15 protein-coding genes are annotated in these 15,370 nt (G+C 46.4%); 2 read left to right on the top strand and 13 right to left on the bottom strand.

From position 1 onward, the window contains the following. Positions 1-76: 76 nt before the first annotated feature. On the top strand, positions 77-1,300 hold the full coding sequence (locus tag HQM15_11350; GenBank protein ID MBF0493358.1) for a tyrosine-type recombinase/integrase: 1,224 nt from the start codon (positions 77-79) through the stop codon (positions 1,298-1,300). A gap of 72 nt (positions 1,301-1,372) precedes the next feature. Here HQM15_11350 and HQM15_11345 read toward each other — a convergent pair whose 3' ends face one another. From HQM15_11345 to HQM15_11330, 4 genes are all read right to left on the bottom strand, one after another. Then, positions 1,373-1,627 carry a hypothetical protein gene (locus tag HQM15_11345; GenBank protein ID MBF0493357.1) on the bottom strand — a complete coding sequence of 85 codons (255 nt, stop codon included), beginning with the start codon at positions 1,625-1,627 and terminating at the stop codon, positions 1,373-1,375. After that, complete coding sequence (locus HQM15_11340) at positions 1,590-1,862, bottom strand: BrnT family toxin (GenBank protein ID MBF0493356.1); 273 nt, start codon at positions 1,860-1,862, stop codon at positions 1,590-1,592. Before HQM15_11340 ends, HQM15_11345 begins: the two co-directional genes overlap by 38 nt. Positions 1,863-2,103: 241 nt before the next feature. Further along, positions 2,104-2,433, bottom strand: coding sequence for a helix-turn-helix transcriptional regulator (locus HQM15_11335; GenBank protein MBF0493355.1), 330 nt, complete (start codon positions 2,431-2,433; stop codon positions 2,104-2,106). 96 nt (positions 2,434-2,529) lie between these two features. Next, positions 2,530-2,766 carry a hypothetical protein gene (locus tag HQM15_11330; GenBank protein MBF0493354.1) on the bottom strand — a complete coding sequence of 79 codons (237 nt, stop codon included), beginning with the start codon at positions 2,764-2,766 and terminating at the stop codon, positions 2,530-2,532. Positions 2,767-3,114: 348 nt separating this feature from the next. On the opposite strand from HQM15_11330, the gene HQM15_11325 reads away from it, so the two are divergent. Beyond that, a complete protein-coding gene (locus HQM15_11325) occupies positions 3,115-3,723 on the top strand; it encodes an NYN domain-containing protein (protein MBF0493353.1) in 609 nt (202 codons plus the stop codon). Positions 3,724-4,049: 326 nt separating this feature from the next. Here HQM15_11325 and HQM15_11320 read toward each other — a convergent pair whose 3' ends face one another. From HQM15_11320 to HQM15_11280, 9 genes are all read right to left on the bottom strand, one after another. Continuing rightward, positions 4,050-4,385, bottom strand: coding sequence for a helix-turn-helix domain-containing protein (locus tag HQM15_11320; GenBank protein MBF0493352.1), 336 nt, complete (start codon positions 4,383-4,385; stop codon positions 4,050-4,052). 253 nt (positions 4,386-4,638) lie between these two features. Next, positions 4,639-7,941: a hypothetical protein gene (locus HQM15_11315; GenBank protein ID MBF0493351.1), complete on the bottom strand. Its 3,303-nt coding sequence runs from the start codon at positions 7,939-7,941 to the stop codon at positions 4,639-4,641. Between the two features lie 521 nt (positions 7,942-8,462). Then, entirely contained in the window at positions 8,463-9,176 is a 714-nt protein-coding gene (locus tag HQM15_11310; GenBank protein ID MBF0493350.1) for a hypothetical protein, read from the bottom strand. Further along, the gene (locus tag HQM15_11305) at positions 9,164-10,606 is read right to left on the bottom strand and encodes a hypothetical protein (GenBank protein ID MBF0493349.1); all 1,443 of its coding nucleotides are present in this window, start codon (positions 10,604-10,606) and stop codon (positions 9,164-9,166) included. Before HQM15_11305 ends, HQM15_11310 begins: the two co-directional genes overlap by 13 nt. Positions 10,607-10,711: 105 nt before the next feature. Beyond that, entirely contained in the window at positions 10,712-11,092 is a 381-nt protein-coding gene (locus HQM15_11300) for a c-type cytochrome (GenBank protein MBF0493348.1), read from the bottom strand. Positions 11,093-11,300: 208 nt separating this feature from the next. Continuing rightward, positions 11,301-11,693: a c-type cytochrome gene (locus HQM15_11295; GenBank protein ID MBF0493347.1), complete on the bottom strand. Its 393-nt coding sequence runs from the start codon at positions 11,691-11,693 to the stop codon at positions 11,301-11,303. A gap of 294 nt (positions 11,694-11,987) precedes the next feature. Next, positions 11,988-12,455 carry a prepilin-type N-terminal cleavage/methylation domain-containing protein gene (locus HQM15_11290; GenBank protein ID MBF0493346.1) on the bottom strand — a complete coding sequence of 156 codons (468 nt, stop codon included), beginning with the start codon at positions 12,453-12,455 and terminating at the stop codon, positions 11,988-11,990. 126 nt (positions 12,456-12,581) lie between these two features. Beyond that, positions 12,582-13,805 carry a type II secretion system F family protein gene (locus HQM15_11285; GenBank protein MBF0493345.1) on the bottom strand — a complete coding sequence of 408 codons (1,224 nt, stop codon included), beginning with the start codon at positions 13,803-13,805 and terminating at the stop codon, positions 12,582-12,584. A 15-nt stretch (positions 13,806-13,820) separates the two neighbouring features. Then, the coding region (locus HQM15_11280) for a type II/IV secretion system protein (protein ID MBF0493344.1) at positions 13,821-15,370 on the bottom strand (1,550 nt) is incomplete at its 5' end.

Below are 15,370 nucleotides of genomic sequence, written 5' to 3'. Positions count from 1 at the left end.
GCCCAGAAAAAAACAAATTGCATCGATAGGGACCCACCTATAAAAAGAAAAAATAAGATCCGTCGCTACGCTCCGAGTGGGTCCCTATCCTTGCGGATCACTGGGTCCCTGTCTTGCGATTTCGCAAGATTGGCACGAAGCTCATCCGGATTATTGGAAAAATTATCGAGCGGGACATCCGGAATACACCCAGAAAAACCGCGATCAAACCCGACTTCGAAAACAGCAAAAAGGAACTGTTCAAGTCGGCTCCGGGGCTTCTGGTCCAAAATCAGGTTTGCACTGGATCCTCTCCTTTGGACTTATAAGCCAGCTCATGAATTTACAAATCCTCAAAGGGCAAGTTACCCATGAGCCACCTTTCTTACTGGCTTGCGGGAAGAAAAAAAAAGAAAACGTGTCCCTGTTTCTCAAGTTACTTCATCTGCGCGGGGTGTCGGATAAAACGGTACGCGCTTACGCTTATGATTTACTCGCCTTCTGGAAGTTTTTAGGCGAAAAAGATCTCTCCCTGGATATTCTGGAGGTTTCTCACTTTGCCGATTTTATTCTCTCTCAGAAAAAAGAGGGCAGCTCTCCCAGAACCATCAATCGCAGGCTGGTGGTCGTTCGTGCTTTTTTGAACTTCGAATCGGAAGGGCGAGGGGACGAGCTATTTGGAAAAACGATTTCTTCCTTCTACAAGGGGAGACGCAACAAGGCTTTGCTTGGAAAATCTCGGATCAAGGGAGCCGCTAGAAAACCCTTCAAGCTCAAAGTACCTGCTGTCTTAATCACTCCCTTATCTGAGGGCGAAATTAAGAAGTTCCTGACAGGGATTAGAAAATATCGAGACATCGCCATCTTATATCTCATGCTCTTTTGCGGGCTCAGATCCTGTGAAGTGCTGGCTTTGGAGACGGGGGACTTTGATGACGACGATCAAATCCGCGTGCGAGGCAAAGGGAACAAGGAAAGAATTTTACCCATTCCTGCCTCCGTCAGGCAGGCGCTCAGGCGTTATCTGGATTATGAGCGTCCGGAAACAGATCACAAGTGCTGCTTTGTGGTCTTAAAAGGCCCTCACCTGGGAAGACCTTTAACAGCGGAGGGGCTTAGAACCTTGTTCCGTCATCATCGGAAAACTTCTTCACTGAAAAAAGCCAACCCCCACAAGTTTCGTCACACCTTTTGTACCAACATGATTCGCCAGGGAGTTTCACTTCCCGTCGTTCAGAAACTCATGGGGCATTCCGATATTGAAGTCACTCTGGGCTATGTGCATCTATCCATGGAAGATGTTTCCAAAGAATATCAATAAGCCATGAAATCCCTGGAGGGCTTTGTGAACTCAGTGTTGCTGCTGATATTTTTTCCTCTATCGCCATCACGTTTAGGCATGAACACGTTGTTTGAATGAGAGTGCTTCAACCAAGAGCTGACGAATGACAGCGGATTTTGAATTTGCCTGGAGCTGTGCCCTTTTTTCAATTTCAACATTAAGCCAAGCAGGGATGGTGAGGGGGGGTAATTTAATGATTTGGCTCAAGCCCTTTGTAGGAACAGCTTGAGAAAAATCAACCGCCACTTGGCCTTCATCGAAAGCTTTATCAAAGTCCTTTTTCTTTGGCTTGTTTTTCTTCTTCATGTCTTGCTCTCCTTACTGAGATGATGCGAATGCCTTCGGCTCTAATCGTAAAAATACCTACGTAATATTTGCCGTTGAATTTACCAATTATCGCATGGCGTGGTTCGCCGTTTTGTCTGGCGACATTATTTACTATCAAGTTTGGTCCTTCAAAGATAGCGTCCCGAGCTTCATCAAAGCTGATACCGTGCTTGCTTTGATTTATTAAGTTCTTTGCAGAATCCCAGATATACATGAACAGTTTATATAAGATTGATATAAGAAATCAAGGGAGGTTTAAACAATGAAAATCTTCCATCCCCGTCAAATTTCCTCAATTAGAATATCACCAGCACTGCCGAGCACGCACAACAAAACAGCCCGCCACTGCTTAGTGACGGGCTGTTTGATTTACTTCTTTTGAACTACTGTGACGAAACTTCTACCTCAGTGTTGCTGCTGATATTTTTTCAGTCATCGTCTTATTTCTTCACCGGCTACGCAGCTTTTAAACTCACCTTTAAATGTATTCCATCACGGCGAAGTTGATCTTGAATGGCAACAGAAATAAAATGCTCTACTGAATACCCCATTAATTTTGCAAGTTTTGCTGCCAGGGCAGGAGAGGCTAGACGACGACCTTTTTCGATATCGCAAAGAAAAGCTCTGGAGATCCCGGTTTTCTTCGCCAAATCTATTTGAGAAATTTCATCACAAACTCTTAGAGAATTAATCATTTTACCAAAGCTAAGAACACCAATTTTTTTTTCTAAAACGGTTGAAGCCAATTGATACCCTTTGGGAATTTTATTTTTATTAGTAATCATGTTTTGAAATCACCATAAGGCGGCATTTCGCGTAAAAAAACTGCAGGCCTGTTTTTAATTATCTTATCAGCCTGTGAAACAGGCGTAAGAATGACATCACCTTCCTTCATATTCTGGATTTACCTCTTTGATCAGATTTAATGGATACTCTTCTTCTTTTTCATCATAGGCACGTTCCAAGGCAAGAGAAGAAAAGTAAAGCCAGGATTGATGATCTTCATCCTGTTTGGGCAACACCGTGACAATCAGCCTTACATTAGGCTCAAGTTGAACAGGTTCATCGAGTAAAATCTGCCTTCCATCAAAATGAGCCTGAATAGAAATATTATTCATATCAATAACCTCCTCTCATCATTCTACGGCATTTACACGTTTCTTCAAGACAGATCAAATTTGTAAAATTATTTATCGTCACCCCAAACAAAAAGCCCGCCACTGGTGAGTGACGGGCTGTTTGATTTACTTCTTTTGAACTCGCGTTACGAGACTTCTACCTCAGTGCTGCTGCTGGTATTTCTCCCTCATCGTCGCATTATTCCATCACCGGCGCATTTTTTATTTCAGTATTGACTTTTATAGCTAAATAAAACAAGCTTCCCTGAGACGTCCCGTTAAAACCACGAGTTTTAATGGCCCCAAGCTCTTCGGAGCTTGGGATTTTTTTTATCCGCTATTTAGTTTATGAAAAAAACAATATTCCTAATCGATGGTTTCAATCTTTATCATGCCATCTCCGCTCAGAAAACCCTTAGAAAATATAAGTGGCTTAATTTGCATAGCCTTTGTTCCTCATTTCTAACGAGTAACGAAAAAATAAACAAAATTTTTTATTTTACCGCCTACTATCCAGGAAATGGGCCCCGAAGGCAAAAGCATCAACTTTATGTGCGTGCTTTAGAACTACACGAGGTCACAACTATTTTTGGTGAATTTAAACGAAAAGATAAATTTTGCAAATCTTGCTATAAAACATCTGAGGGTTATGAAGAAAAGCAAACCGATGTAAACATCGCTATTGAACTCTTTCGGCAGGCTGTGAACGATACCTACGACACGGCCTATATCATCTCTGGAGATAGCGATTTGCTCCCTTCAATTAGAGCAGTGAAATCTACTTTTCCAGAAAAAACTATCAAGCTTATTTTACCACCCATGCGCCAAAGTGAATCACTCAAAAAAGAAGTACATTGGTATATGAGAATGAAAGAGAAACATTTGGCGAATAATCAGTTTTTGGAAAAAATTGAGAGGAATGGGATTACTCTCCAAAAACCAGAAGATTGGAAATAGGAAGACGCCTTCGTTACCGATTTTTTAGTTAAAATAAAATTTACAATAGACTCACTACCAACATCACGAAGGCCTAAAAGTAATAGATTTGGATCATTATCTTCTAAAATTGCATTAAGATAGAGAGTAGCGTACTCTGGATTTTTAAGACGTTTATCTAGATCTTCTTCATAAGGTTTACTTGGTTTTTGTTTCATTTTAAGGCCCTCCTTTTCCAATCTTTCCAATAGCGTTTGGCATTTTCAAAATAAATCTTCCTCCGTCGCTATCGCATTTTCTCTGTCACCGTCGCATTCGGTGAGATCAGACAAATCGTTCGTTTACGTCTACGCTACCAATTTTGAATAAAGTTTTTTGGACTTAGGTTTAACTGTTATTCCTACCACATCTACTAAGGCATCCGGATGTACAGCGACAATCCCAAGCAATACTCTTGCGGGACCTTTTGGGAATCGGCGTCCTTGCTCCCAATTTCTAAGTGTACCTACGTTAATCCCAATTAGTTGAGCAAATTGATCTTGCGATAAACCTAAACCTCCTCGAATATGTTTAACGTTTGGGTTTTTAAGATTAAAGCTTCGAGAAGGTTTTCTTTTACCTTTTAAGATAGCTCCGCCTTGACGCACACTTTCTAGCAATTCTTCAAACTTTTCTTTTTTCATATAATTAAAGCTCCTGCATGAGGCGATTTATTCAAAAGGCTTTGCAATTTTCTATAATCCTCATCCGACATAAGTTGATTCACCAATTTGGTAAAAATAGAAGTTTCAATTAGAACCATGCTTGAGATTATCTCAATTATTATAGTACGTCAATGGCGTACGGCTTCATTTTGTCCTTCACAAACAAACAGCCCGCCACTGCTTAGTGACGGGCTGTTTGTTTTACTTCTTTTGAACTACTGTGACGAGACTTCTACCTCAGTGTTGCTGCTGGGAAGTCAGTCTGGTAACTGAAAGTGGGCGCATTAGCATGAGTAACCGTAGTGCCACTTACATTTTTTGCTGAACCATTGGTCTCTGCATCCAGATCCCTTACCAGTGCGGCATAGGTGGCCTGCAATACACGGATGGTATACCCGGCATTGTGGATACCATAGCTATCATCCACCTTGAAGATATCATGATTCCAAATCGCGCGCTTGATGATATTGTCTGTCGCCAAGAAGGTACAATTTCTGTACCCTGACGTAGATTTGGTCGCAGTATGAGTAGTAAAAAGAGCCGCTGAATCTGGTAACGCAGTCGAGCTTCCAGAAACATTCCCTAAAGTCGAACAGTCTAGACCATCATCTTTCGAGGTGGGATATTTTTTATTACTCCCGGAACCTTGAGTCACATAGGTATTTAAGCTACTGCAATTCGGATCGCCGACAGCAGAAGTAGGTGTACCAGTAGTAATAGCAGTCGTTACAACGCCACAGCCCAAGGGCATACCGGCCGATGTGCCTATCCAGGTAATAGAGTTATTACTAATGGTAGCAGTCGCCCCCGTTCCTATAACGTACGAACCATTCCGTACCCACACTTTAGTACACTTACTAGTAGCGGTGCTACAAACACCTCCATACGTCGCACCATCGGTCCCACCGGTTGCACAATCAGCATTCGTCGTACATGCAGTAGTCCCTGTCCATGTATCCAGATAATCCCCAACTTTAGATTGCGCATTGGCCTTGATCAATTTCGTCAGATTCACCATCAGACCCTTGATCTCATCTTGGATTCCCTCAACCGATCCATCTCCATCGTAATCGACACCCGCGTTTCTGTTGTAATCGGTAAGATCACCATGACAGGCCTGACAAGCCTTGATATTCTGGGTATCTCCCACGGGAGTGTCTGTGGTTGGCGTCATATGGAAGGCATGGCTTCCCAATTTTCCATAGCCTACTTCGCCCAACGCAGGGCCGGCTGCCATGTGGCAGGTGACGCACTTGTTGTTTTGCTGGTCGTGTGCGGGCAAGGTTCTGTCACCCGTTACGAATCCCAGGGTGAAGTTCTCTGAAGAATGGAAGGAGTTTACGCCATCCACCGAGAAGTCGTCATCTCCCGTATCCTTAAGGTTGGTAAAAGCCAACTTCCCCTCGAGAACACCGGCCTGTGCGACGTCGTGGACTGCATCGCCGGGATAGTTCGTGACGGTTTTTTGCCAAGTATCGCACTTTACCCCAATTCTTCCTGTTCCCTGCGTCCAAGTACTTGGTGAGACTGCCGTGTTTGTCGTAGAATTAATGCAATCTATTTGATTCAACTCTCTGTTTCCAAAATGACATTCATAGCAGATCGCCCCTGTTCCGGCATTCACCTTGTCTGCACTATTGTCCGAATCATTGAGGGCCGCAGTCGTATTCACCGGTTTCATGAGAGTAACTTCACCGGCTATCCTCAACTGGTATGGATTTGTACCATCGACATCGGTACCAAAGTGAGGATCATGACAGGCGATACAGTTCACTGCACCGAAGGCCTTGGGATAGAGGATCGGATCTGCGGGTGACCAAGAAAGATAGGCACGGTTCGCACCGACGGTCGCAGGTGCCAAGGGGTCAAGAGCACCCACCGCATCGTCCAGATGATCTACACCACCAGCCTCCATAAACTTAATGAAGCCTTCTGTTGTATGACACTTCGTACATTTGTCGGTATACAGCCAGGTTCCATAACTAGAGGTAGAAGCACTATTGTGTTTCGATTGTTTCCACTGTTCTTCTTCGATATGGCACTGACCACAAACACCAGATTCTGAAGCAGATTTTGCGATACCTGTGTAGAGACCACCTACATGATGCTGACTTCCTGGGCCATGACAGCTTTCGCACTGCACATTGGCCAGTTTTGCCACTTCGGGATCGCTGCTGGTAAAATCTGCATAAGTGGCAGGAAAGAGGGCCGCGGTGGTAGGCAGCGTAAAATCTCTCGCCAGGTCATCAAAGCCCTCATTGTTGGCATCGGTATTGTAACCGGTGGTATGCTGCTGCCAGAGATAGGGCGAGGGTAAGAGCCCACTATAGGTAGCATAGTTATCCGAAAAGATATGCGAATGCTTGGTGGATTGCCATTCGTGAACCATATTTCCATAGGCACGATCTCTACCGCGAGTACCGATGGTCGCATCATTCTCACCATGGCAGTTGGCACACTGCAGACCTGTAGGGGTTTCGTCGCCAATAGCCCCTACTCCCACATAATCAGCGGCAGTAATACTAAGAGTTCCCGGGGTAATCACCACTGGAGCATTGTAACCACTTGTCAGAATTACTGGTGTACGCGTAGTACCCGTACCCAGCGGGCAGAGACTTGCATCCGTACAATAGGTGACTACATACTGCCCTGGGACATCCGGTGTGAAGCTTGGGAACTGGCTGGTCGAAGTCAAACTTCCACCAGTAAATGTTGTATTCGAGCCCTCCGGCACGGTCAGATTCCAACTCCAACCAGTATAAAGCACAATACTCGTTCCAAAAGCCTTCTGTTGGGCACCCGCCAGATAAACCTTTGTTCCGACGCCCACCACATTGAGACCACTTGAAGGATGAATTTCTTTTCCGCCATCCTGAAGCCAGACCTCCATTGTTTCAGTGTCCGTCCCATCGATGGTCAGACGAAAGACCATCCGGGTGTCCAGGCGTGAAATAGGTAACACCTGCCACTTCACTACATCTGCTCTATTTAACAAACCAGCTACGGTCGGAGCTGTAAACGAAAGCACCGCACTTGTAGTCGTTGCTGGATCGAGGGTTGCTGCAGGACCTGCGATTTGTTCCCACAAATAGGTAGGTGTACCCGTTGTTGTAGAGGCAGCGGCCGAGAGGGTTGCCCCTGTGGCGCCCAGATCTACTGCTTTTTCAGTCACACCCAATCGTGTGCGGGTGGTGATAGATGAGCCAGCAGGGACACTGATGTTGGCCAAGGCATTATTGACCGTAATGCTGGTCGTGTCTGCACTGGCGTTGCCGTTGATTGAAAGACGAACAAGATAGGTACCCACTTTATCGGGCGTGAAGCTTGCCGTGAGAGTTGTGCTGTTTGATATTGTAGCCGTGGAGCCCTCGGGCAGGCCCGTAAAAGTCCATTGCGCATCATTTACACTGACACTACCTGAACCATCAAGGTTCACGACAGCACCCAGCAAAACCGTCCGATCGGCACCTGCATTGGCGCCTGTTCCACTTGCTTGTTGCTGCGATGTGCCCCCTCCGCCACCGCAGGCACTCATCCATAACGCAATGGATGAAATGAATATAAAACTAAGAAGTTTTCTTCCCATAATCCGCCCCCTTCTAAATAAAGAATTTAGTACATTAAAATTTTTTTTGATCTTCTGTGATTTTACTGTCTGTTAAAAATAGTGATGAGTCTATGATTTGTATCATGCGGATTACAAATTTTTAACTTCTGTTACAGGATTTTCATTCCCCACCCTCTCCCTCGACGGGAGAGGGCAGGGAGAGGGTGAGATATTGAAAAGTACCTTATTTGAATCACGTCGAAATAAAGGAAAGTTTCATCAGGCACCCTCTCCCCGGCCCTCCCCCGTCAAAGGGGGAGGGAGTTCGAAGTGAAATATCGCGTAAGGTGAGTTAGTAAATCGACCTATCGCGATTTCACAGTCGTACGGCAAAATACGTTCGCTCTCTGTACTGTTCTTTCTCAAATCTCTCGCAAATTCTTTCAAGGTACTTTTCAACCTATCACCCTCTCCCTGCCCTCTCCCGTCAAGGGAGAGGGGAATTGTGATCAAATCACATGACAAGTCGTACAGGCCATTCCGTTATCCGGGTGATGCAGGGTTGGTAGATGACAATCCCGGCAAGGGGCCGATGGTACGTGAATGGGGTTGTGAGGCGGAGTTGGAGTGCCTGCGGTGTGCGAAGGCGTTGAGCTGTGACAGGCGTTGCAGGTCTGCGCTCCGGCCGATTGAACGGGAAAGTGGCAATTCAGGCAATGCAGCTGTGAAGGCGCTCCCCAGCCTGCTGTATGGCTTTGGGGCTGTGTCTGCGAATGACAGCGCTCACAGAAATCGCTGCGATGACAGGTGAGGCAGCGAGTTCTATCCAGACCCACGACTACCGCATGGCCCTTCATCTTCCAGTACTGATTGTGATCTTCCGGAGGCTCTTGCTGGTGACACTTGGCACACCACGATTCCTGATGACACAGCGAGCAAACGGTTTGCGAGCGGAAGGCATATTTTTTCCAGAGGAAACTGCCGTGGGTCTTCATCCAAGGCCCCTGGTGATTTTTGGGGCGCGAATTGGCGGACTTGATATCGTCGTGGCAATCGATACAACGCGTTTCTTTGTCGATATTTTTATGATCTTCCGCCCAGGGCGCAACCAAGTCTTTCGACACATCTCCCCAAGTGATGTCGCGTTCGCACTGCTTGTTGGCCAGCAAAAACGGAAGCAGCAATAAAAGTCCTACCCATGATTTTTTATTTAGAAATCCCATACCAGCCTCACCCTTCCCGAATGGAATCCGTTGATGGCATTCTTCTCAAATTCGTAAGTCGTCTTGAGTTTGAGATCTTTTCTTATCTTACCTTCCACCTCGGCAAAATAAGTTCTCACATTATTCGACACATCGCCTGTAAACAAATTGTAGCGGTAAAGGTAATAGGCCGTCCCTGCCCCCACAGTCAGCCTCTTTTTAAGCAGCTGCTGATTCAGCGAAAAGTTAAGCCCGAAATAATTATTTTTTAAGACGCTGTCTTCTCCGTGATAATAATTGGCCGCGGTGGAAGTAGAGAAGCCCTTGATGAGAAAATCACGGGTAGACAAAGTTCCATATACCCGCTCGTAGCCGTGGTTAAAGGCGCCGGCAATCTCTTCGTCATCCAGTTTACGAACCGAGGCACCGGTTTCAAAGCTAAATTTCTTTCCAAATCCTTTGTAAATACGGGCCTGAAATTCCGTGTAAGGTTCATAAGTACCGGCCACAGACAAGGGATCGGATTCGAGCACCCGGAAATCGTAGGCCTTCAGCAAGCGGTAAACACTGAAATCTAGCCTCAAATCCTGTTTTGGAAAACGGGTGGAAGAAGAAAACTCCCAGTTGCGAAGCTGGTCTGAAAATAAAGTGAGTTTCGAATAGAGATCCCAGTTGGAGGTCAGCTTGAGCCATACCGAATTGCCGATCAGGCTGTCTCCGGTTTTACCCTCTGTAATGCGGTAGCCACCAATCTTGTCGTGAAGATGCTCGAAGGTGCTTCGAAAACGCAGGCGAGAGACGGGAGTCCATTGAAGAGAGGCCCCTGCAGTCCAATCGCCCGCCTCTTCTCCCAACTGATTTTCATAGAGATGCACGGGCACCCCTGCAAAACCTGAAAGAACAAAACCATAGTAGGCCTTACTCTCCAGGGAGATACCATCAAAATTAAGATTCTCTAATTCATAAAGATGCTGTCTCCCAATACGGATATTGCCAAAGGGATTTACCTTATTGACGTCGAGATAGGCCGAATACAAGCGACCCACAGCCCGAGAGGAGAAGGAGTCGTAAACATTGTGATAGGGGCTGTTGAGATCGTTGCTATTCAAATCGGCGAAAAGCCCGGCCTCGATGGACCCCGAATAACGATGCATCGTGGGATCACCTATATTTAGGGTAACCAGGGTTTCTGTGAGATTATTGGAATTGTCACCGGTGGTTTGCCAGCGGTAATTTTCCATGATCCAGCCATGCAAAAGAGAATCGCCAGGCTTTTTTGCGGCCTTGGGTTCTTCTTTTTTAGGCTCTTCCTTCGAATCTTTGGGAGTATCCGCGGGGCTAGCCTCTGGACTGGATTCCTCTGCATAAGATTTTTTCAGCGAGCCACCCCATCCTGCGAGCAGCAACACCAAAACCATCAGTATTTGAAATGAGCGAGAGAGTAGTTTCATAAGATAAGTAATTCAGGTTACGGGATTTCTACGTAACCGATTATCGCAAATTATTGCAAAACAAAGCCCGGGAATCCCTCCCGGGCTTTGTTATTTCTATCGCAATTATTTTCCTAACAAAAACGAAACCAAGGAAGCGAGATCAGCATCTGCTCCGTTGAAGACCTTCTTGTGCTTTGCACCATTCACATCCACTTCTTTCTTAAGCCATGCCTTCAGAGAATCTTCAGGCGTTGCTTTCGTTTTCAAGAACTCAGGCTTAATCGTTGAAAGATCAGCGGGTTCTTTTTTCTCGCCTGCATCCGCGTCTGCAGCATCCTTGGGCAATGCTGCGATACCTTCACTCTTTATGGCATGACATTTATTGCACTTATTATCTAAAAAGACTTTTTTTCCAGCCGCGTTTCCAGCTGCAAAACTGGGCGTTGACACGAAGGCCAATGCCAAGGCTAACGCTGCGATCTCGATCATTGCTGATTTTCTCATAAGAGAGTCTCCTTTGTTTATTTGCTGCTTAATGGTTGTTTATTACTAACTCACGTTATGCGATTTTAAAGCCCCAGTTCCCCCTCTCCAGGGGGAGAGAGCCCAGAATAAAAATCGCGTAACATCAGTAAGCAAATCACCTCAAGCAGGTCCCAACCCACAAAATAAAACCCGGGAGGAAAGTCCCGGGTTTTTTATTTCTATGCAGTTATTTTCCCAGCAGAAACGAAACCAGGGAAGCGAGATCTGCATCTGCTCCATTGAAGAGCTTCTTATGCTTTGCACCGTTTACATCCACCTCTTTTTTAAGCCAGGCCTTCAGGGAATCTTCCGGTGTAGCCTTCGTTTTCAAGAAGGCAGCATCAATTTTTGAAAGATCGGGGGGATCTTTTTTCGCAGCCCCACCTGCCTCAGCCTCGTCAGCCCCGGCCTCTTTAGGTAAGGCTGAGATCCCTTCACTTTTCATTGCATGACATTTATTGCACTTGTTGTCTAAAAAGACTTTTTTTCCAGCTGCATTTCCAGCGGCCCAACTCGGCGCCGACGCGAAGGTCAGGGCCAAGGCAAGCGCTGCGATCTCGATCATTACTGACTTCCTCATAAGAGAGTCTCCTTTGTTTATTTACTGCTGAATTGGTTTTGCAGACTTCCTGCGCAACAACTTACTCAGGAAGTCCAATGAATATTTCGCCACCTATATTCATTTTTAATTTTTGGCAACGATAAGAATCAAAATTAATCAACCCTTGTCAGCCACTTCCAATTTTCTTTTATTTGCAGGAGGTGGACTAACATAAACTTCGACATAGGCCATGATTCACATCATATGGATAAAAAAAAAGGGGCCCGAATCTTCGGACCCCTTTTTCAGGGAATCACATTACTTCTATCCAGTTTAGATACAAGTAAAATTACCTGTCACTGTGTCATAGGTACAAGTCATCGCCGCTGCAGCCCCTACGGTAGGAGCCCAGGTATAGGTGAGCGCTGCGGATTTCACCCAGTAATTGGAGGTCACCGTATCTTGCAAAACATTTCCAAAGCAGGGTGCGGAGCCTGCAGGAGTTACCCCATTACCGCAAGTCGTGGGATAGGCTGCGATCGTATCCAGATCTGCGGGGACAACGGGTGTCGTCCCATTGGACAAGGCATTGGAACGGAACATGTTGATACCGCCCTTTACACCGCCGATGATTCCATCACGCGCACTGGTTTTTGCGTTAGACGTTAAGTCATAAAAGGTGGGCAAGGCCATCACAGCCAGGATGCCCAGGACGGTCATGACCAAAATCAATTCGATCATGGTAAAACCTTTTTGACCTTTTTTGTGTTTCTTTTGAATCTTTTTTGTTTGCCCTCTCATATACGTTACCTCCCTTAAAGTTTTTATTTAGAAAACATGCACACCCACTCAAACGGCAGCTTTCCGAAATACTTTAGAGGAAATTAAATTTTTTCTTCATGTCGCCCCCCTTTTATTTTGTTGGGCCTAATGATTCGTAACCGCTTTAGACATATTCCACATGGGGAGGAATATTCCCAAAGCCATCAGAGTCACCATACCAAACATTAAACAGAGTAAAATTGGTTCGATCAGCGTCGTCATGTTTTTGGTCATGTGATTGATTTCCATATCGAAGTGCCCCGCCATGGCCGAAAGCATGGTGTCCAGATTGCCCGATTGCTCCCCAATGGCCGTCGTTTCTACCATGATGGGCGCAAAGGCCTTTCCATTGCGCATCACCTCGGAGATGGTTTTTCCCTCGAGCAGGCCATCACGAAATTCATTGATCTCTTTCGCGTAAGCCTCATTGCCTATCACCTGGGAAAGCACCTCAAAGCTGCGCACCAAAGGCAAACCGCTTTTATACAAGGCGGCAAACAGATGCCCAAAGCGTGCCATGGCTATCTTTTGAAAGAGCACACCAAATACCGGCATGCGAAGTTTGAAATAATCGATTTGCAACCTGCCCTTCTCGCTCGCCGCATAACGTCCAAACAGGAAGCCAGCGGTTCCGAGAATCAACAGAACAATATACCAATAGCTGGAGCAAAAATCGCTGATGGCGATGAGGATACGCGTGGGCAGAGGCAGCTGGGCCTGAAACTTTCCATAAAAATCGGAGAACTTTGGGATGACAAAGGTCATCATCACATAAAAGGCGATGCCCATGACCCCGATGATGATTTTGGGGTAGAGCGTGGCAGAGGCCACATCGTGCTTCAGCTTGTTGTCCTTTTCCAGCACCAGGCCAAGTTCTTCCAACACCTGATCCAGAATACCGGCCTCTTCGCCGGCCAGCAGCATACTGATATAGAGCTTGTCAAAAATTTGCGGGTGCTTGGCAAAGGCCTTGGCCAGCGAAAGACCGCTTTGGATATCGTCGCGAATACTGACGAGGGCCTCTTTGAGGATTTCGTTTTGTGCCTGTTTGGCCAGGGTAGAAAGCAGGGCGTCAATCCCCAGCCCCGCCTTGAAGAGGGTTTGAAACTGGCGGGTAAAGACAATCAGTTCTTCTTCCCTCACCCCATTCATCAGTTTTTTAAGGCGATCCTGAACCAGTTCCAGACTGAAACCGGCCGGAGCAAGTTCCACAATATTTAACCCACGTTTGCGTAGCGTGAGAAAAATTTCTTGTTCACTTTCCCCATGCACCAGCCCCTTGAGGAGGGTGCCTTGAGGATCAAAAGCCTTGTAGAGCATTTCTATCATAGGTTCCTTTGTGGATCAAAATGCCTCCGTCACCCGCAACACCTCACTCACCGTGGTAATTCCCTGCGTCACTTTTTTTCGACCATCTTCAATCATATAGGTATAGCCATAATTTTTTGCGGCCTCCGCGATGTGTTCGTCTTTGCCACCACTATCAATTATTTTTCGAAGTTCCTCGGTGACGGTAAACAATTCAAAGATTCCCACCCGGGAAGTAAAACCGGTTTCGCGGCAATTGGAACAGCCCTTGCCCCGAAACAATTTGGTGCCTTTGGCAAGTCCCAGGGCCTGACCTTCCCCCTCTTCGTCTTCGTATTCCTCGATGCAATCGATGCAAATTTTTCGAACCAGCCTTTGCCCCAACACTCCCACGAGGGCGGCCGATAAAAGATAATTGGGGATGCCCAGATTGATTAAACGGGACACCGCCCCCACGGCCGTATTGGTATGCAGTGTGGAGAGCACCAGATGCCCGGTGAGTGCCGCGCGCAGGGCCATCTCGGCGGTTTCAGGATCGCGTACTTCGCCGACCATGATGACATCGGGATCCTGCCGCAACATACTGCGCATGGCGGAGGCAAAGGTCATGTTGGCCTTGTTGTTCAACTGCCCCTGATTGACTCCGGCAATTTCATTTTCGACGGGGTCTTCAATCGACATGATATTCCGATCGATGGAATTGAGCATCTGCAGGGCAGAATAAAGGGTGGTCGATTTTCCAGAACCCGTGGGACCTGTCACAAACAGGAGGCCATGAGGACGTTTGATCCACGATTTGAAGCGCTCACAATCTTCGGGAAACATTCCCAGCTGCTCCAGTTTTTTCAGGCCCCCTTTGGACAAAAGACGAATCACCACTTTTTCGCCAAAGACCGTGGGATAGCAGGAAGCCCGGCAATCGAGCAGATTCCCCCGAATTTTAAGACTGATGCGCCCATCCTGGGGGGCCCGTTTTTCAGCGATATTCATCCCCGAAATAATTTTCATGCGGGAAACAATGGGCAAAAGCATTTTGACCGGCAGGATATGTTTTTCTTCCAGCAGACCATCCACTCGAAAACGGACACGAACAAAATTTTCCTGGGGCTCAATGTGAATGTCGCTGGCCTTCTCCACAAAGGCCATTTCCAGAATGGAATTCACCGCCGCCACTGCCCCCACCGAAGACGCCAGCTCTTCCACATTCTGATTTCCCTCTTCCCCTTCGGTCCTGTTTTTTCGCTCTTCGGTGTTGATCACCTCCACCTGTTCCTTGCCCAGCGAATTGAGCAGATGGATTTGATAGTGTTCAATCACCGCCTTTTCAATTTGCTGTTTGGGGGCCAGGGCAAATTTTAAAACAAGACTTTTGCTTTGAAGTTCACCGCGTAACAGAGAAACCAAGCCAGGATCGGGAATCACCACCGTTAATGTCCCCTCACTCAGGTTCACGGGAATCACATTGTATTTTTTGGCCAGATGATAAGGAACATATTTGAGCAGAGTTCGATGAATACTTTGCTGGGCAAGATTCAAGAGGGGAAAACCGAATTGCTCGGAATAATAAGCCAGCAGATCTTTTTCGC

This window comes from Deltaproteobacteria bacterium, from assembly GCA_015233135.1.
Classification (GTDB): domain Bacteria; phylum UBA10199; class UBA10199; order JADFYH01; family JADFYH01; genus JADFYH01.
Note: the sequence above shows the minus strand (reverse complement) of the source record. Positions and strands in the feature narration are given on the sequence as shown.

Coding starts and splice junctions, on each gene's coding strand:
- HQM15_11345 (MBF0493357.1), bottom strand. CDS start 1,627: ATGAAGAAGAAAAACAAGCCAAAGAAAAAGGACTTTGATAAAGCTTTC.
- HQM15_11340 (MBF0493356.1), bottom strand. CDS start 1,862: ATGTATATCTGGGATTCTGCAAAGAACTTAATAAATCAAAGCAAGCAC.
- HQM15_11335 (MBF0493355.1), bottom strand. CDS start 2,433: ATGATTACTAATAAAAATAAAATTCCCAAAGGGTATCAATTGGCTTCA.
- HQM15_11330 (MBF0493354.1), bottom strand. CDS start 2,766: ATGAATAATATTTCTATTCAGGCTCATTTTGATGGAAGGCAGATTTTA.
- HQM15_11325 (MBF0493353.1), top strand. CDS start 3,115: ATGAAAAAAACAATATTCCTAATCGATGGTTTCAATCTTTATCATGCC.
- HQM15_11320 (MBF0493352.1), bottom strand. CDS start 4,385: ATGAAAAAAGAAAAGTTTGAAGAATTGCTAGAAAGTGTGCGTCAAGGC.
- HQM15_11315 (MBF0493351.1), bottom strand. CDS start 7,941: ATGAGTGCCTGCGGTGGCGGAGGGGGCACATCGCAGCAACAAGCAAGT.
- HQM15_11310 (MBF0493350.1), bottom strand. CDS start 9,176: ATGGGATTTCTAAATAAAAAATCATGGGTAGGACTTTTATTGCTGCTT.
- HQM15_11305 (MBF0493349.1), bottom strand. CDS start 10,606: ATGAAACTACTCTCTCGCTCATTTCAAATACTGATGGTTTTGGTGTTG.
- HQM15_11300 (MBF0493348.1), bottom strand. CDS start 11,092: ATGAGAAAATCAGCAATGATCGAGATCGCAGCGTTAGCCTTGGCATTG.
- HQM15_11295 (MBF0493347.1), bottom strand. CDS start 11,693: ATGAGGAAGTCAGTAATGATCGAGATCGCAGCGCTTGCCTTGGCCCTG.
- HQM15_11290 (MBF0493346.1), bottom strand. CDS start 12,455: ATGAGAGGGCAAACAAAAAAGATTCAAAAGAAACACAAAAAAGGTCAA.
- HQM15_11285 (MBF0493345.1), bottom strand. CDS start 13,805: ATGATAGAAATGCTCTACAAGGCTTTTGATCCTCAAGGCACCCTCCTC.